This window comes from Pseudomonas sp. (assembly GCF_046581935.1).
Lineage (GTDB): Bacteria > Pseudomonadota > Gammaproteobacteria > Pseudomonadales > Pseudomonadaceae > Aquipseudomonas.
In genome coordinates, this window is the sequence record NZ_JAYGFK010000003.1 from 50,165 (window position 1) to 65,827 (window position 15,663).

Annotated in this window: 16 protein-coding genes; 12 read left to right on the top strand and 4 right to left on the bottom strand. The window is 60.3% G+C overall.

Features of this window, described 5'->3' with window-relative positions; translation table 11 throughout:
- Positions 1–102: 102 nt before the first annotated feature.
- Together VCA57_RS02275 and VCA57_RS02280 are read left to right on the top strand one after the other, a co-directional pair.
- On the top strand, positions 103–1,167 hold the full coding sequence (locus tag VCA57_RS02275; protein ID WP_411183657.1) for a methyl-accepting chemotaxis protein: 1,065 nt from the start codon (positions 103–105) through the stop codon (positions 1,165–1,167).
- 117 nt (positions 1,168–1,284) lie between these two features.
- Positions 1,285–1,734 carry a c-type cytochrome gene (locus VCA57_RS02280; RefSeq protein WP_411183341.1) on the top strand — a complete coding sequence of 150 codons (450 nt, stop codon included), beginning with the start codon at positions 1,285–1,287 and terminating at the stop codon, positions 1,732–1,734.
- A gap of 28 nt (positions 1,735–1,762) precedes the next feature.
- Here the strand turns inward: VCA57_RS02280 and ligB are convergent, their stop codons facing one another.
- The 3 genes from ligB to VCA57_RS02295 all read right to left on the bottom strand — a co-directional run bounded on the left by ligB (position 1,763) and on the right by VCA57_RS02295 (position 5,760).
- Positions 1,763–3,424 (bottom strand): NAD-dependent DNA ligase LigB, encoded by a 1,662-nt coding sequence (ligB, locus tag VCA57_RS02285; RefSeq protein ID WP_411183342.1) that lies wholly within the window; start codon positions 3,422–3,424, stop codon positions 1,763–1,765.
- Positions 3,425–3,541: 117 nt separating this feature from the next.
- Complete coding sequence (metK, locus tag VCA57_RS02290; RefSeq protein WP_411183343.1) at positions 3,542–4,732, bottom strand: methionine adenosyltransferase; 1,191 nt, start codon at positions 4,730–4,732, stop codon at positions 3,542–3,544.
- Positions 4,729–5,760 carry an ArsR/SmtB family transcription factor gene (locus tag VCA57_RS02295; protein WP_411183344.1) on the bottom strand — a complete coding sequence of 344 codons (1,032 nt, stop codon included), beginning with the start codon at positions 5,758–5,760 and terminating at the stop codon, positions 4,729–4,731. The genes metK and VCA57_RS02295 overlap by 4 nt, the downstream gene beginning before the upstream one ends.
- Positions 5,761–5,956: 196 nt before the next feature.
- Here VCA57_RS02295 and tkt point away from each other — a divergent pair, with 196 nt between their 5' ends.
- The 9 genes from tkt to VCA57_RS02340 all read left to right on the top strand — a co-directional run bounded on the left by tkt (position 5,957) and on the right by VCA57_RS02340 (position 14,578).
- Positions 5,957–7,957, top strand: a complete 2,001-nt coding sequence (gene tkt / locus VCA57_RS02300; RefSeq protein WP_411183345.1) for a transketolase — start codon at positions 5,957–5,959, stop codon at positions 7,955–7,957.
- A gap of 66 nt (positions 7,958–8,023) precedes the next feature.
- Positions 8,024–9,079 carry an erythrose-4-phosphate dehydrogenase gene (gene epd, locus VCA57_RS02305; RefSeq protein WP_411183346.1) on the top strand — a complete coding sequence of 352 codons (1,056 nt, stop codon included), beginning with the start codon at positions 8,024–8,026 and terminating at the stop codon, positions 9,077–9,079.
- Between the two features lie 2 nt (positions 9,080–9,081).
- The gene (locus VCA57_RS02310) at positions 9,082–10,245 is read left to right on the top strand and encodes a phosphoglycerate kinase (protein ID WP_411183347.1); all 1,164 of its coding nucleotides are present in this window, start codon (positions 9,082–9,084) and stop codon (positions 10,243–10,245) included.
- Positions 10,238–10,564 (top strand): MliC family protein, encoded by a 327-nt coding sequence (locus VCA57_RS02315; protein WP_411183348.1) that lies wholly within the window; start codon positions 10,238–10,240, stop codon positions 10,562–10,564. The genes VCA57_RS02310 and VCA57_RS02315 overlap by 8 nt, the downstream gene beginning before the upstream one ends.
- Before the next feature lie 102 nt (positions 10,565–10,666).
- On the top strand, positions 10,667–11,731 hold the full coding sequence (fba, locus tag VCA57_RS02320) for a class II fructose-bisphosphate aldolase (RefSeq protein WP_411183349.1): 1,065 nt from the start codon (positions 10,667–10,669) through the stop codon (positions 11,729–11,731).
- A gap of 65 nt (positions 11,732–11,796) precedes the next feature.
- Positions 11,797–12,222, top strand: a complete 426-nt coding sequence (locus tag VCA57_RS02325; protein ID WP_411183350.1) for a hypothetical protein — start codon at positions 11,797–11,799, stop codon at positions 12,220–12,222.
- Between the two features lie 168 nt (positions 12,223–12,390).
- Complete coding sequence (locus tag VCA57_RS02330) at positions 12,391–12,846, top strand: hypothetical protein (RefSeq protein WP_411183351.1); 456 nt, start codon at positions 12,391–12,393, stop codon at positions 12,844–12,846.
- 31 nt (positions 12,847–12,877) lie between these two features.
- Positions 12,878–13,978 (top strand): PQQ-dependent sugar dehydrogenase, encoded by a 1,101-nt coding sequence (locus VCA57_RS02335; RefSeq protein ID WP_411183352.1) that lies wholly within the window; start codon positions 12,878–12,880, stop codon positions 13,976–13,978.
- A gap of 75 nt (positions 13,979–14,053) precedes the next feature.
- Positions 14,054–14,578 (top strand): YgjP-like metallopeptidase domain-containing protein, encoded by a 525-nt coding sequence (locus tag VCA57_RS02340; protein WP_411183353.1) that lies wholly within the window; start codon positions 14,054–14,056, stop codon positions 14,576–14,578.
- Here VCA57_RS02340 and VCA57_RS02345 read toward each other — a convergent pair.
- Positions 14,561–14,794, bottom strand: a complete 234-nt coding sequence (locus VCA57_RS02345) for a DUF2789 domain-containing protein (RefSeq protein ID WP_411183354.1) — start codon at positions 14,792–14,794, stop codon at positions 14,561–14,563. The two genes, VCA57_RS02340 and VCA57_RS02345, sit on opposite strands and share 18 nt — an antisense overlap.
- 111 nt (positions 14,795–14,905) lie before the next feature.
- Between VCA57_RS02345 and VCA57_RS02350 the strand changes: the two genes are divergently transcribed.
- Positions 14,906–15,658, top strand: a complete 753-nt coding sequence (locus VCA57_RS02350; RefSeq protein WP_411183355.1) for a substrate-binding periplasmic protein — start codon at positions 14,906–14,908, stop codon at positions 15,656–15,658.
- The last annotated feature ends 5 nt before the right edge of the window (positions 15,659–15,663 follow it).

A 15,663-nucleotide genomic window follows, 5' to 3' on the forward strand; every position in this document is an offset into this window, starting at 1 on the left:
GACCTGGCAGCGCTGGATGTTGCGTCCACCACGCTGTTGCGTGAAATGAACAGTGCTGTAGGACTGATGGCGGCCTATGTCGAGAATCATCAGCGGATATTGATGTTGCTGGCCTTCGGCTGCGTATTGGGCATTCTTGTGTTGGTGGTCTTGGGGCGGCAGTTTGGTTTGCGACCGTTGATGGGCAACCTGGTGATGGTGGAGCGCGGCCTTACCCGGGTGAGTGCGGGTGATTTCACTCTGGGGCTGGAGAGTGAGCAAAGTGACAATGAGGTTGGTCGGATTATCTCTGGCTATAACCGTATGCAGGCCGAGGTAAGCGCCTTGCTTGGCGAGGTCAAGGCCTCCGGCGGGCATACTCAGGCGCATGTACAGCAGGCGCTCGCGCTAGCCGGTGCGGCGCAAGATGTGGCACGCCAGCAGCATGAGAACCTGGACCAAGTCGCCACGGCCATGACCGAAATGAGTGCCACCGTAGCTGAAGTGGCTCGGCATGCCAGTCATGCCGCCGAGTCGGCGCGCAGTGCCGATGGTTGTGCTCAATCTGGCCAGGTTGCGGTTAAGCGCAGCGCTGAGCTGTTGCTCGAGTTGTCGCAGCAGATGGAGCAAAACGCCAAAGGCTTGGTCGCCTTGCGTGAGGAAACGGCCGGGGTTGGCAAGGTGCTGGAAGTGATCACCGCAATTGCTGAGCAAACCAACCTGCTGGCCCTGAATGCGGCCATTGAGGCTGCGCGTGCCGGTGAGGCAGGGCGAGGGTTTGCGGTTGTTGCTGACGAAGTGCGCACCCTGGCCAGCCGAACCCAGCAGTCCACGGGGGAAATTCAGGCGATTATTCAGCGCTTACAAACGGGTGCGCAGCGTGCGGTGAGTGAGATTGAGGGCAGTACGGCGCTCGTGAGTCGCAACTTGGCGCAAATCCAGGAAGCCAGTTCGGTGCTTGAGAGCATCGTTGGTGCGGTTGATAGCATCAGCTCGATGAATACGCAGATCGCCACGGCGGCAGAGCAGCAAAGTCAGGTTGCGCATGATATTGATCAGCGGGTGGTTGAGGTCTCTGGTCTGGCTGAGCGCAGCCGGGATGACGCGCAAAGCGTTATGCAGGTCAGTACGGAGATCAATGGTGAAATGCAGCGGCTCACGGCCCAATTGAGTCGTTTCAAGACCTGAATGTCGTGTCTGAGGTCAATGGCTGACTACTCGTCAGCCTGTGGCTATTTGTAGCTCTGCGGAAGTACGCCTATCTGCGATACTGCCGCTCCTTTCGAGCTTGTGCGGTCGTTGTTGATGAAAAGCCGATACCTGTTATTACCCCTACTTATCTTGACCCTGACTGCGTGCGGCGGTGTAGATCCCAATTCACCGCAAGGTCAGCGACAGACCATCTTCAAACAAATGCTTAAGGTCAGCGAGAACCTGGGCGGCATGCTGCGCGGGCGGTTGGCGTTTAATGAGCAGTCATTTGTTGAGGGTGCGGCGGAGCTTGATCAGCTGGCGCGCAAGCCTTGGCAGCATTTCCCGCAAGTGCGCGAAGAGGGCGGTGAAAGCCGCGCCAAGGACGATGTCTGGCAGCGTCAGGCACGCTTCCAGGAGCTGGCTCGGGCGATGGAAGCCAGCACCGCGGAGCTGGTTGCCGTGACGCATGCTCAGCCAGTAACTGCTGAATCGCTGGCGGCGCCGATGCAGCGTGTCGAGGACAGCTGCAAGGCGTGCCATGAAGAGTTTCGCGCCTTCTGATAGCTGTTGCTGAGTGCCGGCCGGCGCGCTAAAAACCGGCTATCTGCGCTTGCTGCAGTTGCGTACGTAGAGCTTGTACCTGCGGGTGTTGAAAAAACGCCTGCAGTTGCGCGGCGCGTTGTGGGCCGATGCCGGGCTGGCGTTGCCAGTCGGCGGCACTGCGTTGCGCCAAGCTGTCCCAGTCTGCGTCTAGCGGCACATCGGCCGGCATGCCTAAGGCGCGTAGCCAGGCGTTTTGTGGTCGTTGGCGCGCCAGCTCGAAGCTCTCTTGTAAGGCCGCAACGCTGCGTGGTCCCAGGCCTGGCACGCTGTTGAGTTGGGCGCTGCTGAGGTGCAGCCAGTCGAGCAGGCCGTCGAGCTGTTTGGCTTGTAGCAGTTTCTCCCAAGTGCCGGGGCCGACCCCGGGTAAGGCCAACCCCTGTTTACCGCTGAGCCACGCCAGGCGGGCGCGGAACTGGCTGGCGCATGCCGGCGTAGCGTGCCAGCAACTCAGTGCGTGGTAAGCGTTGGCGTCTGGGATCTGCAGCTCGGCGCGCTCCTGAGTTCGCCAGAGCACGCTGTCCAGTACCGGGATCGTCAAGCCAGATAAGCGGATTACCACTTGATCGCCAGGGCGGATATCCATTTTCTGCCAGCGTTGCAGCGAGCTGGCGCTGACGTATTCGATGCGGCGGTCGTCCAGCTTCACCGGTTGTACGCGCAATACCGGCGTGATGCGTCCACTGCGGCCGATGCGAAAGTCCACTGCTTGCACCACCGCCAAAGCTTGGCTGGCTGGGTATTTCCAGGCTATGGCCCAGTGCGGTGGTTCGGCTTGCCAGCGTGCCGCAGGTGGGCGTTGCGCTTGGCGCAACACCACGCCATCGCTGGCAAAGGGCAGGGCGCTGTTGTACCAGCGCTGACGCCATTGGGCCGCGTCGTCAGCGCTGCGTATCGGCTGGCTGAGCTGCTGGCTATCGGAAAAACCCATGGCGCTGAGCTGCTGCAACCGTTCGACCATGCTGGTTGGGCCGTCGGGCCAGTCCCAGACAAACAGGCCGATATTTTCGGCTTCTTCGTTGGTTAGGGTTTCTCGGGCCAGCAAGCCGGCGACCTTACTGCGTGCGCCTTGACCGCCAGCTTGATGCTGGATATGTCCCGGCATCCGCCAATACAGCTCGCCCTGCAGCAGCAGATCGAGCGGGCTGGGCAGTTGCGCGGGAATAGCCGGTAACTGCTGGGCGCGGGCTGTCCAGTCCTGGCCACTACGGCCGTCGCCGCGACTGATCACTTGCTGCAGCTTACCTTGCCGGTAGATCAGGCTGACGGCCACGCCGTCGACCTTGGGTTGAACCCAAAGGTCATCGCGGCTGGCAGTCCAGGCCGCGACAGCGCGTTGGTTAGGTAGTTTACGCAGCCCGGTTTGTGCAATCGGATGACGAAGCGGCCCGCTGCTGGTGCTGAGTGCGTTTGTCAGCGGTAAGTCGATGGTCTGGAAGCAGTTGCGCCAGTGTTGCAGGGTGGCGTTGGCCTGGTCGTAGATTTCGTCGGCGACCAAACTCCGTCCTTGGCGGTGATAGGCGTCGTCCCAAGCGGCGATTTGCTCGGCCAGTGCGCTGGCTTCCCGTTCGGCGCGTGCCATTGGCCAGTCAGGGCAGGCGGCCCAAAGTTGGTTGCTGAACAGCAATAAACAGGCAATTGCAGCTTTCATCATGAGCGTCCTTGCTCGGCAGATGGCTTGTTGAGCCTAGCTGCTTTTGTTCGATTGGGCTGAATTACAGGCAATAAAAAGCCCCGCACATGGGCGGGGCTAGTATTTATTCCGGGGTTACAGGCCGGCGGCGCTGCGCAGGTCGGCAGCCTTGTCGGTTTTTTCCCAGGTGAAGGTGGTGAAGGTGTCATCGCCGACAGTCTTCTGCTCCGGGCGGCGGCCGAAGTGGCCGTAAGCGGCGGTTTCCTGATACATCGGGTGCAGCAGATCGAGCATTTTGGTGATGGCGTACGGGCGCAGGTCGAAGACTTCACGCACCAGCTTGATGATCAGCTCGTCTGCCACTTTGTTGGTGCCAAAGGTGTTGATCGAGATCGAGGTCGGCTGGGCCACGCCAATGGCGTAGGACACTTGAATTTCGCAACGCTCGGCCAGACCCGCAGCGACGATGTTCTTGGCCACGTAACGACCGGCGTAAGCCGCCGAACGGTCAACCTTGGATGGGTCCTTGCCGGAGAAAGCGCCGCCGCCGTGACGGGCCATGCCGCCGTAGGAGTCAACGATGATCTTGCGCCCGGTCAGGCCGCAGTCGCCCACTGGGCCACCAATAATGAACTGGCCAGTTGGATTGATGTGGAACTGGGTGTCTTTGTGCAGCAGCTCAGCCGGCAGCACGTGTTTGACGATCAGCTCCATCACGCCTTCGCGCAGGTCTTCGTACTTCACTTCTGGGTTGTGCTGAGTGGACAACACCACCGCGTCGATGCCGACGACCTTGCCGTTTTCATAACGGCAGGTGACTTGGGATTTCGCGTCCGGGCGCAGCCACGGCAGTAGGCCCGACTTGCGCGCCTCGGCCTGACGCTCGACCAAGCGGTGGCTGAAGCAGATCGGGGCTGGCATCAGTACTTCAGTTTCGTTGCTGGCGTAGCCGAACATCAGGCCTTGGTCGCCGGCGCCCTGGTCTTCCGGCTTGGCGCGGTCGACACCTTGGTTGATGTCCGGGGACTGCTTGCCAATGATGTTCAGCACGCCGCAGGTGGCACCGTCGAAGCCAACGTCGCTGCTGGTGTAGCCGATATCGCAAATCACATCGCGGACGATCTGTTCCAGGTCGACCCAGGCGCTGGTGGTGACTTCGCCGGCAACGATGGCCACGCCGGTCTTGACCAGGGTTTCCACCGCCACGCGGGCGTGTTTGTCCTGGGTGATGATGGCGTCCAGCACCGCATCGGAAATCTGGTCGGCGATTTTATCTGGATGCCCTTCGGATACGGACTCGGAGGTAAAGAGGGAGTATTCGCTCATCGTTCGGGTTCCTGTTGGTTACCGGTAATTGCAGCCCGTAGGCCATGAGTTAGTGAAGGTTTGGCGAAGTGCCGTACCTGAATCTGAAAGCCGTTGCGCAAGCCTACATAGAGGCTTTCGCAGGTGTGTAGTCCGGCGGCGGCGGCCCAGCGGGCCAAGTCTTCTTGTTCGAAGCCTAGCCAAAGATCGCCGCAGGCCTCGCGGGCCCAGCTTTGGTTGTGGCTGCACAGCTCGGTGATTAGCAAGCTGCCGCCGGGCTTCACGCGCTGTGCCAGCTGTTTGAGTGCTTCAGCGGGCGCGGCGAAGTGGTGCAACACCATGTTCAGCACCAGGCAATCGGCAGCCGGGTAATCGTCGAGCAGGGCATCGGCTAGCTGTAGATCAACATTGTCCAGGCCTTCCTCTGCGCAGCGTTGGCGAGCCAGTTCGAGCATTGCCGCGCTGTTATCCAATGCCAGTACGTGCTGGAAGCGCCGCGCCAGTTCCGGCAGAAAGCCGCCGTCGCCGGGGCCGATTTCCACGGCGCTGGCATTGGCGCTAAAGCCCAGGGAGTCGAGCAGCGCCAGCACGCTGTCGCGGTATTGCGGCAGTCCGGCGATCAGATCCTGCTGCGCCTGAAAGCTCGCTGCGCTGCGGGCGAAGAAGGCCTGGCTGGCGGCCGCGCGCTGGCTGTGTACGGCGCTGATGCGCTGCTGCACTTCGCTCGGCAGCTGCAGCTGGTCGACCTCATCGAGCAGCGCGCTGTGCAGTTGGCTGCCCAGTTGTTCGCTTTGCGCCAGGGCGCGACGGTAGAAGATCGCATTGCCTTCGCGGCGGGTGGCCACCAAGCCCGCTTGAGCGAGCACCTTCAAATGGTGGCTGATGCCGGATTGACCAGTGGCAAAAATCTGCGCCAGTTCCAGCACGCCAAACGAGTCGTTAGCCAGTGCGCGCAGGATGTTCAGGCGCAGCGCGTCACCGCTGGCCTTGCACAGGGCAGCGAGGGCATCGACAGGCTCAAAGGCCAAATGAGAGGCGCGCATATTCATAAGTCGGGCAGTCTAGTCGGTCATTTTTTATCCAGCAAGATCAATATCAAAAAGTTTTGATATTGATCTTGCTGGCTTTAAAGCTAGAAAAGCTCAGGCTTACGACTATCTGTCATTGCCCCGACCGGCCCGCTGGGCGAAAATGGCCGCCTTTTTCGACCCCCAGTTGCCCAAGCAACCCGTAGGAGATTCAGTGATGCCCAGCCGTCGTGAGCGAGCCAATGCCATTCGTGCCCTAAGCATGGATGCCGTGCAGAAGGCCAACAGCGGCCACCCAGGTGCCCCGATGGGTATGGCGGATATCGCCGAAGTGCTGTGGCGCGATTTCCTCAAGCACAACCCGAGCAACCCGAAATTCGCCGACCGTGACCGCTTTGTGCTGTCCAACGGCCACGGCTCGATGCTGATCTACTCGCTGCTGCACCTGACCGGCTACGACCTGTCCATCGACGACCTGAAAAACTTCCGCCAGCTGCACAGCCGCACTCCGGGCCACCCGGAATACGGCTACACCCCAGGTGTGGAAACCACCACCGGCCCGCTCGGCCAGGGCATCGCCAACGCCGTCGGCTTCGCTATCGCCGAGAAGGTGCTGGGCGCGCAGTTCAACCGCGACGGCCACCAGATCGTCGACCACTTCACCTACGCCTTCCTCGGCGACGGCTGCATGATGGAAGGCATCAGCCATGAAGTCTGCTCGCTGGCCGGTACTTTGGGCCTGGGCAAGCTGGTGGCGTTTTATGACGACAACGGCATCTCCATCGACGGCGAAGTCGACGGCTGGTTCACCGACGATACCCCGGCGCGCTTCGAGGCATACGGCTGGCAGGTTATCCGCAATGTTGACGGCCATGACTCTGAAGAGATCAAGATCGCCATCGAAACCGCACGTAAAACCGATGACCGTCCGACTCTGATTTGCTGCAAAACCACCATCGGTTTTGGTTCGCCGAATAAAGGCGGCAAAGAAGACTGCCACGGTGCTCCGCTGGGTCTCGATGAAATCGCCCTGACCCGTGCCACCCTAGGCTGGAACCATGGCCCGTTTGAAATCCCGGCCGATATCTACGCCGAGTGGGACGCCAAGCAGGCTGGCGCTGCTGCCGAAGCCGAGTGGGACCAGCGTTTCGCTGCCTATGCTGCTGCCTTCCCCGAGTTGGCCAGCGAGTTCAAGCGCCGTGTCGCCGGTGAGCTGCCAGCCGACTTCGCCGAGAAAACCGCTGCCTATATTCAGGAAGTGGCCGCCAAAGGCGAAACTATCGCCAGCCGCAAGGCCAGCCAGAACACCCTGAACGCGTTTGGTCCGTTGCTGCCGGAATTCCTGGGTGGCTCTGCCGACCTCGCCGGCTCCAACCTGACCCTGTGGAAAGGCTGCAAGGGCGTGTCGGCTGCGGATGCTTCCGGTAACTACATGTTCTACGGCGTGCGTGAGTTCGGCATGAGCGCGATCATGAACGGCGTGGCTCTGCATGGCGGCTTCGTGCCGTACGGCGCGACCTTCCTGATCTTTATGGAATACGCGCGCAACGCCGTGCGTATGGCCTCGCTGATGAAGCAGCGCGTGCTGTTCGTCTTCACGCATGACTCCATCGGCCTGGGCGAAGACGGCCCGACTCACCAGCCAATCGAGCAACTGGCCAGCCTGCGTGGCACGCCGAATCTCGACACCTGGCGCCCATGTGACGCCGTGGAATCGGCGGTGGCCTGGAAGTACGCCATTGAGCGTAATGACGGCCCAAGCGCACTGATCTTCAGCCGGCAGAACCTGCCACACCAGAACCGCGACGCTCAGCAGTTGGCGGACGTAGCCCGTGGTGGTTACGTGCTGAAGGACTGCGCCGGTGAGCCAGAGCTGATCCTGATCTCCACCGGTTCCGAAATCGGTCTGGCTGTCGCTGCGTTTGACAAGCTGACTGCCGAAGGCCGCAAGGTGCGTGTGGTGTCGATGCCGTCCACCAGCGTGTTCGACCAGCAGGACGCCGGCTATAAGCAGGCCGTACTGCCGGTGCAGGTGGGTGCGCGCATCGCTATCGAAGCCTCGCATGCAGACTACTGGTACAAGTACGTCGGCCTGGAAGGTCGCATCATCGGCATGACTACCTTTGGTGAGTCGGCTCCAGCCCCTGCGCTGTTCGAGGAGTTCGGCTTCACCGTCGAAAATGTCCTGGAAACCGCCGCCGAGCTGCTGGACGCCTGATCCGGCGAATGATGGGTGATGCCGCTTTGCGGCTAACCCATCCTACGGTTGCCCATCGAGATCGCCATGTCCAAGCGTCCCTATCGAATTGCCCTCAACGGTTACGGCCGTATTGGCCGCTGCGTGCTGCGTGCGCTGCATGAGCGCGGCGCTGGGGCGCAGTTGGAGATCGTTGCGCTGAATGATTTGGCCGATCAAGCCAGTATTGAATACCTGACGCGCTTCGACTCCACTCACGGGCGTTTTCCCGGTGAGGTGAAGGTCGATGGTGATTGCCTGCATATCAATGGCGACTGCGTGAAGGTACTGCGCCAGGCTACGCCGGAAGGCGTCGACTGGGCAGCGCTGGATATCGACCTGCTGCTGGAGTGCTCCGGCCAATACACCACGCGCGCCGCTGCCCAGCGTTTTATCGCTGCTGGCGCACCACGTATGCTGCTCTCGCAACCGATGGCCAGCGAGGCGGATATCGATGCCACGGTGGTATTCGGGGTCAATCAGGATTGTCTGACTGGCCGCGAGACGCTGGTGTCGAACGCCTCCTGCACCACCAACTGCGGCGTGCCATTGCTCAAACTGCTGAATGAAACGGTGGGTATCGAGTACGTGTCGATCACCACCATTCACTCAGCGATGAATGATCAGCCGGTGATCGACGCTTACCATCACGAAGACCTGCGCCGCACGCGCTCGGCCTTTCAGTCGGTGATTCCGGTATCCACCGGGCTGGCGCGGGGTATTGAACGCTTGCTGCCGGAACTTAGCGGGCGGATTCAGGCCAAAGCCATTCGCGTGCCGACGGTGAATGTGTCCTGCCTGGATATCACCTTGCAGACCGCGCGTGACACCTCGGCGGCCGAGATCAACGCCATGCTCCGGCAGGCGGCAGAAAGCGGCCCGCTCAAGGGGTTGCTGGCTTACACCGAGCTGCCGCACGCCAGTTGTGATTTCAACCACGACCCGCACTCGGCGATTGTCGATGGCAGCCAGACGCGTGTTTCTGGCCCGCGTCTGGTCAACCTGCTGGCCTGGTTCGACAACGAGTGGGGGTTTGCCAACCGCATGCTCGATGTCGCTGAACATTTCCTTTCTCTGACTCATATTGCTGCTGTGAAGGACTGACTATGACCGTTCTGAAAATGACCGACCTCGACCTCGCTGGTAAGCGCGTGCTGATCCGCGAAGACCTCAACGTGCCGGTAAAAGACGGCGTGGTGAAGAGCGACGCGCGCATCCTCGCTTCCCTGCCAACCATCAAGCTGGCACTGGAGAAGGGCGCGGCGGTGATGGTCTGTTCGCACCTGGGTCGCCCGACCGAAGGCGAGTTCAGCGCAGAAAACAGCCTCAAGCCGGTCGCCGACTACCTGAGCAAGGCGCTGGGGCGCGACGTGCCGCTGGTGGCAGATTACCTGAATGGTGTCGAGCTCAAGGCCGGCGAGATCGTGCTGTTCGAGAACGTACGCTTTAACAAGGGCGAGAAGATGAACACCGACGAGCTGGCCCAGCAATACGCCGCCCTGTGTGACGTGTTCGTGATGGACGCCTTCGGCACCGCCCATCGCGCCGAGGGTTCGACCCATGGCGTGGCCAAGTTCGCCAAAGTGGCCTGCGCTGGCCCGCTGTTGGCTGCCGAGCTGGACGCCCTGGGCAAGGCGCTGGGTAACCCGGTCAAGCCAATGGCCGCTATCGTTGCCGGCTCCAAGGTGTCGACCAAGCTCGACGTACTCAACAGCCTGAGCCAGATCTGCGACCAGTTGATCGTCGGTGGCGGCATCGCTAACACCTTCCTCGCAGCTGCCGGTTTCCCTGTGGGCAAATCGCTGTACGAAGCGGATCTGCTCGAAACGGCGAAAGCCATCGCGGCCAAGGTCAGCGTGCCGCTGCCGGTTGATGTGGTGGTGGCCAAGGCCTTTGCCGAAGACGCTGAAGCCACTGTCAAACTGGTCGCCGATGTGGCTGAAGACGACATGATTCTGGATATTGGCCCGCAAACCGCTGCGCAGTTCGCCGAGCTGCTGAAATCGTCGAAGACCATTCTGTGGAACGGCCCGGTCGGCGTATTTGAATTCGACCAGTTCGGTAACGGCACCAAGGTTCTGGCGCAGGCTATTGCCGAAAGCCCGGCGTTCTCCATCGCTGGTGGTGGCGACACCCTGGCGGCCATCGACAAATACGCTATCGGTGCGCAGATCAGCTACATCTCTACCGGTGGCGGTGCGTTCCTTGAGTTCGTCGAGGGCAAGGTGCTGCCGGCTGTAGATGTGTTGGAACAACGCGCCAATGGCTAAGTCAATTTGTCTACTGGCGTTGCTCAGCCTGCTTGGCGCGTGTGCCAGTCAGCCAGCACCGTCGGATAACTGGACGCGCTGGGTCTGCGACAGTCAGGCTGAAGTGTTCTGGCGTTTCGCCGACAGCAGTCGTGAGTCGGTGGATGTGCGTCTGGGTGGCAGTGATGTGGTTTATCGCCTGAATCAGGAAGTATCCGGCTCGGGGGCGTTGTACAGCGATGGTTTGCTGTCTTTTCACAGCAAAGGTGAGGAAGGGCTGGTCTATTGGACCGCCAACAATGACCTGATTGGCCGTGGCTGTAAGGCTCCGAGCAACTAATTAATCCAGGTCAGGGTTGTCCCTGATCTGAATGACTTGAATAGCGTCTGCCGCTGCGGCAGGCTTGCACGATTAACGCGTCCCACCGGGAGAAAGAACACCATGGCACTTATCAGCATGCGCCAGATGCTCGACCACGCCGCCGAATTTGGATACGGCGTGCCGGCTTTTAACGTCAACAACCTTGAGCAGATGCGCGCGATCATGGAAGCGGCCGACAAGACCGACTCGCCAGTGATTGTTCAAGCCTCTGCTGGTGCGCGCAAATATGCTGGCGCGCCGTTCCTGCGTCACTTGATCCTGGCCGCTATCGAAGAATTCCCACATATCCCGGTGTGCATGCACCAGGACCACGGCACCAGCCCTGACGTTTGCCAGCGTTCGATCCAACTGGGCTTCAGCTCGGTGATGATGGATGGCTCGCTGAAAGAAGACGGCAAAACCCCAGCCGACTACGACTACAACGTCCGTGTCACCCAACAGACCGTCGCCTTTGCCCACGCCTGCGGCGTGTCGGTGGAAGGTGAGCTGGGTTGCCTGGGCAGCCTGGAAACCGGCATGGCCGGCGAAGAAGACGGCGTCGGCGCTGAAGGCGTGCTCGATCACAGCCAGATGCTCACCGACCCGGAAGAAGCCGCTGACTTCGTCAAGCAGACTCAGGTGGATGCCCTGGCCATCGCCATCGGCACCAGCCACGGCGCTTACAAGTTCACCAAGCCGCCTACCGGTGACATCTTGGCGATCGACCGCATCAAGGCGATCCATGCGCGTATCCCTGACACTCACTTGGTCATGCACGGTTCCAGCTCGGTGCCGCAAGAGTGGCTGGCGATCATCAACCAGTACGGCGGCGACATTAAAGAAACCTACGGCGTGCCGGTTGAAGAAATCGTCGAAGGCATCAAGTACGGCGTGCGTAAAGTCAACATCGACACCGACCTGCGCCTGGCGTCCACCGGTGCCATGCGCCGCTTGATGGCCACTAACCCGAGCGAGTTTGACCCGCGCAAGTTCTTCGGTGCTACCGTGACTGCTATGCGTGACATTTGCATCGCCCGCTACGAAGCCTTCGGCACTGCCGGCAATGCCTCGAAGATCAAACCGATGAACCTGGAAGCCATGTTCCAGCGTTACGCCAAAGGTGAGCTGGCCGCTAAGGTCAACTAAGCCTGTTGCTGTACCGAGAGCCCCGCCGATGCGGGGCTTTTTGTTATCCGCTTGGGAGTCTTGTGATGAGCCGGTTGCTTGCTCTTATCGTCGCGGCGTTGCTGCTGACTGGCTGTGCGGCTAAGCCGCCGCCGAGTACATCGATCCTGCCCGCCGTTGCTGCGGTCGACCCGCAGCAATGCCTAAGCCGAGCGGAGTGCACAACCAAGCTGTCGCGTACGCTGCTATTCGTTTTTGACTATGCCGCTGCCGGTGCGCCGTTGGTGCAGCGTGATGCGTGGCTGCTATTCACTCCGGCGGATGCACCGCTAACGAACTGGCCGGCGCTGACTATCCGTTTGGCTGAGGCCGAGCAGAGTGAGTTTGCCTTCAATGCGCACTGCCGGGCGCAGGTTTGTCGTTTGACGGTGGCGCAGCTGCTGCAGATTTATCGCAGTTACCTGGCGGACAAACCCTGCGCGTTCACTACTGCAGTGTGTCGCCTCGACTGACGCTTATGACCTGGCAGCAAGCGGACGAGGCGTACATCGTGCCGCCTGCACGCGCGGCTGCGCCCATCGAGCATGTGTGCTTGGTAAAACTATGTAAAACACCTGGCGTATGTTGCTTGGTGGGTGGGGCCATACTCGGCACACCGTTGTTTTTGGATAGCCGTGCGCATGCCGAGTAAATTCCGCACTTTGTTGTACTTCTTCCTCGCTGTGCTGCTGGCGAGTGTGCTCGGTAGTGTGTTGCAGACGCAGTTCAATCTGGCCAACTTGCAGGCCCTCGGTGCACCGATGCCTTTGACCGTGCGCCTGCAGACTACGGGCTTGGACCTATTGGGCTTCAGCCCGACCTTTGCACTATTGGTCATCCTCGGCTTTCTCTTCGCGCTGCCAGCGGCCCATCTGCTGGCCCGTAGTTGGCCAACTGGGCGTTGGCTGTTGTTTGCCCTGGCCGGTGCGTTGGCCGTGTGGTTGGCGATGGTGCTGGCTAATGCGCTGCTGCCGATGCCAACCCTGATCGGTGCTAACCGTAGCCTGTCCGGCACCCTCGGGTTGATGGCCTGCGGCAGTTGCGGTGCGCTGTTGTTTGCCGTGTTGGGGCAGCGTGTTGTGCCCGTGCAATCCTGATCTATTCACCTCTGAGCAAAAGGCCCCTGTCATGTTGAAGACTTCTCGCGTGCTGTTGTTGCTTGGTCTGCTCGGCAGCAGCGTGGCGCACGCCATGGATTACCGCATTGAAACTGTGACCAGTGGCTTGGAGCACCCCTGGTCGCTGGCTTTTCTGCCGGATGGACGCATGCTGGTGACCGAGCGGGTGGGGCGCCTGCGGATTATCGAGCAGGATGGCCGTCTCAATCCGCAGCCGGTCGGCGGTGTGCCGGAGGGTTTCGTCGCGGCTCAGGCAGGGCTGATGGAGGTTCTACTCGACCCGCAGTTCGCCAGCAATCAGCAGCTTTATCTGAGTTATGCCTACGGCACTGCGCAGGCCAACAATACCCGTCTGGCCAAGGCGCGACTGGTCGATGGGCAGTTGCAGGATTTACAGGTGCTGTTCAGCGCCTTGCCAACCAAAACGGGTGCGGCGCATTACGGCGGACGCATGGCCTTCCTCCCGGACAACACGCTCGTGCTGACCCTGGGCGATGGCTTTGACTGGCGTGAGCAGGCGCAGGTTACGAATAACCACCTCGGCAAGATCGTGCGCCTTAATCGCGATGGCAGTATTCCCAAGGACAACCCGCTGGTTGGCCAGGTTGGTGCAGCGCAGGAGATCTACAGCTGGGGTCACCGCAACGTGCAGGGCATCGTCTATGACGAGCAGCTGCAGCGTTTGTATAGCCATGAGCACGGCCCACGTGGTGGCGATGAGCTGAACCTGATTGAGCCCGGCAACAATTACGGTTGGCCGCTGATTACCTATGGTGTCGATTACAGCGGTGCGCAAATTTCGCCCTATACCGAGCTACCAGGCTTGCAGCAGCCGTTGTTGCACTGGACGCCCTCGGTGGCACCCTCAGGCCTGACGTTGTATCGCGGTGGGTTGTTCCCGCAGTGGCAGGGTGATCTGTTCGCCTCGACCCTGGCCGAGCGCAGCGTGCGGCGTATTCGCCTGAAAGATGGAGAGTTAGCCGGGCAAGAGGTGTTGTTCGAAGAGTTGGCTGAGCGTATCCGCGATGTGCGCGCTGGCCCGGATGGCGCACTGTATTTACTGACGGATAGCGCTGAAGGACGCCTGCTGCGTGTGGTGCCAGATCAGTAGCCTATTGAGCACTGCACGTAGTGAGTATGTCTGCGGCATAATCGCCAGCCGTATTGCGTCGATGCCACATCGCCCATGACCCCGCTCAAATACCTGCAAGGCTATCCGGCCCAGCTGCAAGACAAGATTCGTCAACTGATTGCTGAGCAGCGCCTGGGCGATTATCTGGCGCGTTCATACAGCGCTAAGCACTCAATTCAAAGCGACAAGGCGCTGTATGCCTATATTCAGGGCCTCAAGCAGGAGCATTTACGCAATGCGCCAGCCATCGACAAGGTGCTCTACGATAACCGCCTGGACCTGACCCACCGCGCGCTCGGCCTGCATACGGCCATCTCGCGGGTGCAAGGCGGCAAGCTCAAGGCAAAGAAGGAAATTCGCGTTGCGTCGCTGTTCAGGGACGCTGCGCCAGAGTTTTTGCAGATGATCGTGGTGCACGAGCTGGCGCATTTGAAGGAGGCCGAGCACAACAAGGCCTTCTATAAGCTTTGCGAGTACATGCTGCCCGGCTATCACCAGTTGGAGTTTGACCTGCGCGTGTACCTGACCTGGCGTGAGCTGCCCGGTACCTCCGGTTCGCTTTTAGTCCCGCAGCAGTAGGTTGAGCTGATCAATTACCTCGGCCCAGTCGGCGTCCTCAAGAATCTCTTCGCGTAGAAAGCTCGCTTGGGCTTTATCCCAAAAGGCGGCGTCGGCCAGTTTGCACGCTTGCGCCAATGGCGAGTGCTGTTTGATAAAAGCATCAATACTCGCTTGGTCTGCCGCGAGGCCCAGTTGTTTGAACAGGGACTGCAGGCTGTGAACGGGGTTCTCCATTGAAGTTGTTCCTCTGTCTGATTGAGTGTGCGGGTGCCTACAGCCTAACGCAGAAAGCCCGGCCAACTGATACGCTGAATACTGCATTGCATAGCCGAGGTCTCCATGTGCGTGAGCGCTTTACGCTGGCCCCTGATCGTTGGGTTATGCCTGTTGCTGGCCGCACCAGCCTCGGCCCGTGAGTTATTGGCGGTCGGAACGAACTTTCCTGGCGTATTTGAACAGCAGGCGGATGGTCAGCCAGGAGGCCTGGCTGTCAGCGTCTTACGTGAGGTATATGAGCCCCTTGGGCATCATGTGCACTTTGACCTCTACCCGTGGGCGCGTGCGCAGAAGATGGTTGAAGATGGGCGGGCCGACATTCTTATTGGGCCTTACAAAAATGCTGAGCGCGAGACGCGCTTTATCTTTTCAGCGCAACCCTTCTATCGCGACCGTATTGTGTTCCTTCACCTGCTTACTCGTACCGTGCGTTGGAATGGTGATTATCAGCAGCTGCTTGGTCGGCGTATTGGTGTGGTGCGAGGGTGGGCCTATGGCACTTATTTCGATAACCAACGTGAGCAGCTTGAGCTGGTGACGGTGGAGAGTGTCGAAAACGGCCTGAGAATGCTCAGGGCTGGGCGCTTGGAGCTGTTGGCGAGTAACCAACGCAATACGCTTCCCTTGCTGGCGAAGCTGGGCTTGAGTCAATCCGTCGGTCAACTGCTGCCGCAGATTGATCAGCAAGATGGTTATTTCGCCTTCCCGCGGCGTATCGGTGTTGATCCTGTGCGTGTGGATTTTGACCGTGAGTTTGCGCTGATGGTCGACCAGGGCAAGTTAGCCACGCTGGCCGCGAAGTGGCAGGTCGAAGTGCCTTGAGGCAC

Coding starts and splice junctions, on each gene's coding strand:
- VCA57_RS02335 (WP_411183352.1), top strand. CDS start 12,878: ATGTTGAAGACTTCTCGCGTGCTGTTGTTGCTTGGTCTGCTCGGCAGC.
- ligB (WP_411183342.1), bottom strand. CDS start 3,424: ATGAAAGCTGCAATTGCCTGTTTATTGCTGTTCAGCAACCAACTTTGG.
- epd (WP_411183346.1), top strand. CDS start 8,024: ATGTCCAAGCGTCCCTATCGAATTGCCCTCAACGGTTACGGCCGTATT.
- VCA57_RS02310 (WP_411183347.1), top strand. CDS start 9,082: ATGACCGTTCTGAAAATGACCGACCTCGACCTCGCTGGTAAGCGCGTG.
- VCA57_RS02340 (WP_411183353.1), top strand. CDS start 14,054: ATGACCCCGCTCAAATACCTGCAAGGCTATCCGGCCCAGCTGCAAGAC.
- VCA57_RS02330 (WP_411183351.1), top strand. CDS start 12,391: ATGCCGAGTAAATTCCGCACTTTGTTGTACTTCTTCCTCGCTGTGCTG.
- VCA57_RS02325 (WP_411183350.1), top strand. CDS start 11,797: ATGAGCCGGTTGCTTGCTCTTATCGTCGCGGCGTTGCTGCTGACTGGC.
- fba (WP_411183349.1), top strand. CDS start 10,667: ATGGCACTTATCAGCATGCGCCAGATGCTCGACCACGCCGCCGAATTT.
- metK (WP_411183343.1), bottom strand. CDS start 4,732: ATGAGCGAATACTCCCTCTTTACCTCCGAGTCCGTATCCGAAGGGCAT.
- tkt (WP_411183345.1), top strand. CDS start 5,957: ATGCCCAGCCGTCGTGAGCGAGCCAATGCCATTCGTGCCCTAAGCATG.
- VCA57_RS02345 (WP_411183354.1), bottom strand. CDS start 14,794: ATGGAGAACCCCGTTCACAGCCTGCAGTCCCTGTTCAAACAACTGGGC.
- VCA57_RS02315 (WP_411183348.1), top strand. CDS start 10,238: ATGGCTAAGTCAATTTGTCTACTGGCGTTGCTCAGCCTGCTTGGCGCG.
- VCA57_RS02280 (WP_411183341.1), top strand. CDS start 1,285: ATGAAAAGCCGATACCTGTTATTACCCCTACTTATCTTGACCCTGACT.
- VCA57_RS02275 (WP_411183657.1), top strand. CDS start 103: ATGTTGCTGGCCTTCGGCTGCGTATTGGGCATTCTTGTGTTGGTGGTC.
- VCA57_RS02295 (WP_411183344.1), bottom strand. CDS start 5,760: ATGAATATGCGCGCCTCTCATTTGGCCTTTGAGCCTGTCGATGCCCTC.